The sequence below is a fragment of the Halanaerobium sp. genome, assembly GCF_003070835.1.
Genome location: NZ_QBLR01000298.1, coordinates 1 through 4,121, shown reverse-complemented (window position 1 = coordinate 4,121; position 4,121 = coordinate 1). Strand labels below are relative to the sequence as shown.

General features: G+C 33.7%; 1 protein-coding gene and 7 tRNA genes. 1 reads left to right on the top strand and 7 read right to left on the bottom strand.

All coding sequences use genetic code 11. The annotated features are described in order from the left end of the window. Nucleotides 1-275 precede the first annotated feature (275 nt). Nucleotides 276-352 (bottom strand) — tRNA-Pro (locus tag CI949_RS17780). A 217-nt stretch (nt 353-569) separates the two neighbouring features. Between CI949_RS17780 and CI949_RS17775 the strand changes: the two genes are divergently transcribed. After that, on the top strand, nt 570-3,320 hold the full coding sequence (locus CI949_RS17775) for a cation-transporting P-type ATPase (RefSeq protein ID WP_290768822.1): 2,751 nt from the start codon (nt 570-572) through the stop codon (nt 3,318-3,320). A gap of 197 nt (nt 3,321-3,517) precedes the next feature. Here the strand turns inward: CI949_RS17775 and CI949_RS17770 are convergent. The 6 genes from CI949_RS17770 to CI949_RS17745 all read right to left on the bottom strand — a co-directional run bounded on the left by CI949_RS17770 (nt 3,518) and on the right by CI949_RS17745 (nt 4,108). After that, nucleotides 3,518-3,594, bottom strand: a tRNA-Arg gene (locus CI949_RS17770). Between the two features lie 9 nt (nt 3,595-3,603). Then, nucleotides 3,604-3,677 (bottom strand) — tRNA-Cys (locus tag CI949_RS17765). Nucleotides 3,678-3,697: 20 nt separating this feature from the next. Continuing rightward, a tRNA-Gln gene (locus CI949_RS17760) sits at nt 3,698-3,773 on the bottom strand. Between the two features lie 6 nt (nt 3,774-3,779). Then, nucleotides 3,780-3,856, bottom strand: a tRNA-His gene (locus tag CI949_RS17755). Nucleotides 3,857-3,863: 7 nt separating this feature from the next. Further along, nucleotides 3,864-3,937: transfer RNA gene (locus CI949_RS17750), tRNA-Gly, on the bottom strand. Between the two features lie 85 nt (nt 3,938-4,022). Next, nucleotides 4,023-4,108, bottom strand: a tRNA-Tyr gene (locus tag CI949_RS17745). Between the last annotated feature and the right edge of the window lie 13 nt (nt 4,109-4,121).

Below are 4,121 nucleotides of genomic sequence, written 5' to 3'. Positions count from 1 at the left end.
TTATTCTATTGTCTATGTTCTTTGCCGCTTCTCTCTTTAGCGACTCTATTAGGTTATCATCATTAGCCTCTTGTGTCAAGTACTTTTTTCGCTTTTTTTTCGGCTTTTTTTCGAAAGAGAATTTTCTTTCCCTTCATTAGATGATGCATTTTATATTATAAGTTTTATATCCTTAATTGTCAATGATAAATTCATATTAATTTTGGATTTTTACAAACAAAAAAACTCCGAATGTTTAGAGTGTTTTATTTATGCTTACCTCTGGTGATTATAAATGGTCGGGGCGGCAGGATTTGAACCCGCGGCCCTCTGGTCCCAAACCAGATGCGCTACCAAACTGCGCTACGCCCCGAATCAATTTTTAATGCTTTTATATTATAACAACACCTTAAGAGTAAAGTCAACAACTTTCTTGGTTTTTTCTAAAGTTTTTCCAGCAGATTTTTTGTCTACATATTATATATAAGGGTATATATTAATATAAGTGTTACAACGACCTGTTTTATATAGGTAATTGGTGTTATAATAAATATATGAAAATTCACAAAACATATCAGAAAGGAGCTTTTATGGAAAACAAAAAATATTACAAGAAGAAAGTTGTAGAAATATTCGAAGAATTGGAAACTTCAGAAAAAGGTCTTTCTAAAGATAAAGCAAAAGAAAGACTTGGTAAATATGGGAAAAATCAACTTACTGGCAAAAAAACAACTTCTCTTGCTGTACTTTTTTTAAATCAGTTTAAAGATGTACTTGTCATACTTCTTTTAGTTGCAGCAGCACTTTCTTTAATTATTGGGAATTATATTGACGGAAGCATTATGATTGTAATAGCAATTATTAATTCTATTATAGGTTTATATCAAGAGTACAAAGCTGAAAAAATAATGGATTCCCTTAACGAACTAATTAAATCCCCTTCTAAAGTAATTCGAGATGGAGAAATGAGCGAAACAGACCAAACAGAATTAGTTGTAGGAGATATAGTGAGCTTGGAGGAAGGAGATAAAATACCTGCTGATCTAAGATTAATAGAAACCTTTAACTTAAGAATGGTAGAAGTTTCTTTAACTGGAGAATCTATGCCTCAAGAAAAACATAGTAATCATATAGAAGGAGAAGCACCTTTAGGTGATAGAGATAATATGGCCTATCTTGGTACAAATGTAGCTTCAGGATCTGCTAAAGGTGTTGTTGTCGCTACTGGTATGGATACAGAAATGGGTAAAATTGCTTCTATGACTCAAGAGACAGACAGATCTAAATCTCCTCTTCAGGAAGAAATGACCTCAGTTGCTAATAAAATTTCTATTTTTGCAGTTATTATAGGCTTGAGTTTGTTTGGATTAAGTTTATATAGAGATTTAGGTATTAACTTTGCTTTAATTTACGGTTTGGGAATAGCTGTTGCAGTTGTTCCACAGGCCCTACCAATGCAGACTACCGTAGCATTATCTCAAGGAGTTAAAAGATTAGCTGTAAAAAATGCTGTAGTAAAAAAATTAGCATCTGTAGAGACTTTAGGTTCTACTAATGTAATAGCAACCGATAAAACGGGAACTCTAACTAAAAATGAAATGACTGTACAGAAAGTTTGGTTTGATAATCAAGAATATGAAATAACTGGTCTTGGTTACGAGCCTAAAGGTGATATAGTAAATGAAAACGAAGAAAAACTTACTAAGGAACAAATAGATGAATTGGAAATAATGTTTGATGCAGCAACTATGGCATCTAACGCCGAGATTCACGAACCTGATGAAAAACATTCTGGATGGTATGCTATTGGTGATCCTACAGAAGCTGCTTTAATAACTTTATCTACAAAATTAGGTACTCGTTCTCCTAATGAAGATGAAGAAAATCCTGAAATACATGAATTTAGTTTTGATTCTGAGCGTAAAAGAATGAGTTCTATAAGAGATTTTGGAGATAGCAGAGTGCTTACAATGAAAGGAGCTATTGATAGTCTTTTATCTATTTCTAAGCATATCTATGAGAATGGTAAAGAAGTAGAAATAACAGAAGAACATAAGAAAAATCTAATGGATTTAAATGAAAAATATTCAAAAATGGCTCTTAGGGTAATCGCTATCGCATATAGAAAACTGGGAGAAAACGAAACTGATTATGTGATTGATGAAATTGAAAGAGATGTAGTATTCCTTGGATTAGTTGCTATGATTGATCCTGCAAAAGAAGGAGTTAGGGAAGCAATTGAAAGTTCTCATTCTGCTCACATAGATACCTATATAATGACTGGAGACCATCCTGTTACAGCAAAAGCTATTGGTGCTAAAATAAATCTTGAAGTTAAAGATGAACAATTGAAAGTATTTACTTCAAAAGAATTATCTGAGCTATCCGATGAAGAACTTGATAGTGAAACTAAAAATACTTCATCTATTATATTTTCCAGAGTTTCTCCTGAAGATAAATTAAGAATTGTAAAAATTCTTAAAAAACAAGGGAAAATTGTAGCTGTTACAGGAGACGGAGTAAATGATGCACCAGCTCTTAAAAGTGCACATATAGGTGTTGCAATGGGACAGATGGGTACTGATGTTTCAAAAGAAGCTTCAGATTTAATACTATTAGATGACAGTTACCCTACTCTGGTAGATGCTATTAGAGAAGGTAGAAATATATATAATAATTTAAAAAAGACTATTTTAGCTTCCCTTACATCAAACGTTGCAGAATTATCAATAGTATTAATAGGGTTGTTATTAGGTGCAATTAGTAATTATCCTGTTCCTATATTAGCTATTCAAATTTTATCAATTGACTTACTTGCTGAAATTTTACCTTTAACAGCACTGACCTTTGACCCAGGTTCAAAAGAACTTATGATATCTCCACCGCGAAGTCGAGATGAACACATTGTAAATAAATATTCCATGTTAGAAATAGTATTTTTCGGAACATTAATGGGAACTTTAGGTTATATAAATTTTAGTTTATTTGTTTCTTCTAATGGAGGGGCTTCTATAGATCTCAACAGTATCTTATATAAAGAAGCTACTACAATTTCCTTTTTAACTATAGTTGTAACTCAATGGATAAATATAATGTCTAGAAGATACCCACATAAGAGTTTATTTAATAAAAACTTTTTTAATAATAGAAATATGTTATACTCGATTTTATTTTCTATAGTTGCTTCCGTATTTGTAACTCATGTTCCTGTTATTAATAATTTCTTTGGTTTTGCTTCTGTTAGTTTAACTAACTGGATAAGAATCTTAGCAGCAGGCTTAATGTTCTTAGCTTCTCATGAAATTGTGAAGATAATCAAAAGGAAAGTTTCATCAAATTAAAAATAATTAGTTAGGTGCTAATTTAATAATAATTATAGTAATGATATAAAAGATTCCCTTAGTAATAGTTATTTAAATCTATTTAAGGGAATCTTTTTTTAGACTGTTGTTTGCATGTTGTCCACATTTAGCTACTCTTACTATTTTTACAAAAAATAAAAAAAGGCCTGTAAGCCTTAACATTGCTATTATTTAACTGGTGCACCCTACAGGATTCGAACCTGTGACCTTCTGATTCGTAGTCAGACACTCTATCCAACTGAGCTAAGGGTGCTGATTCAGTTGGAGGCGCCACCCAGATTCGAACTGGGGGTAAAGGAGTTGCAGTCCTCTGCCTTACCACTTGGCTATGGCGCCTTGTTTGAAAAATAATAAATTGGCTGGGGCGGCAGGACTCGAACCTACGCATGCTAGAGTCAAAGTCTAGTGCCTTACCGGCTTGGCTACGCCCCAAGGTTTTGGGGTGAGTAATGGGATTCGAACCCACGACTTCCAGAACCACAATCTGGCGCTCTAACCAACTGAGCTATACCCACCATGTTTTGGAGCGGGTGAAGGGGATCGAACCCTCGCAACTGGCTTGGAAGGCCAGGGCTCTACCACTGAGCTACACCCGCAAGATATTTATATTGTTCTAGTTACTTGCAACTACATATTATTTTAACATATATATTTTATTTGTCTATAGTAAATTTTGTAAAATGGTGGAGGGGACTGGATTCGAACCAGTGAAAGCTGTGCTAACGGATTTACAGTCCGTCCCCTTTGGCCAACTCGGGAACCCCTCCAAAATCTGGAGCT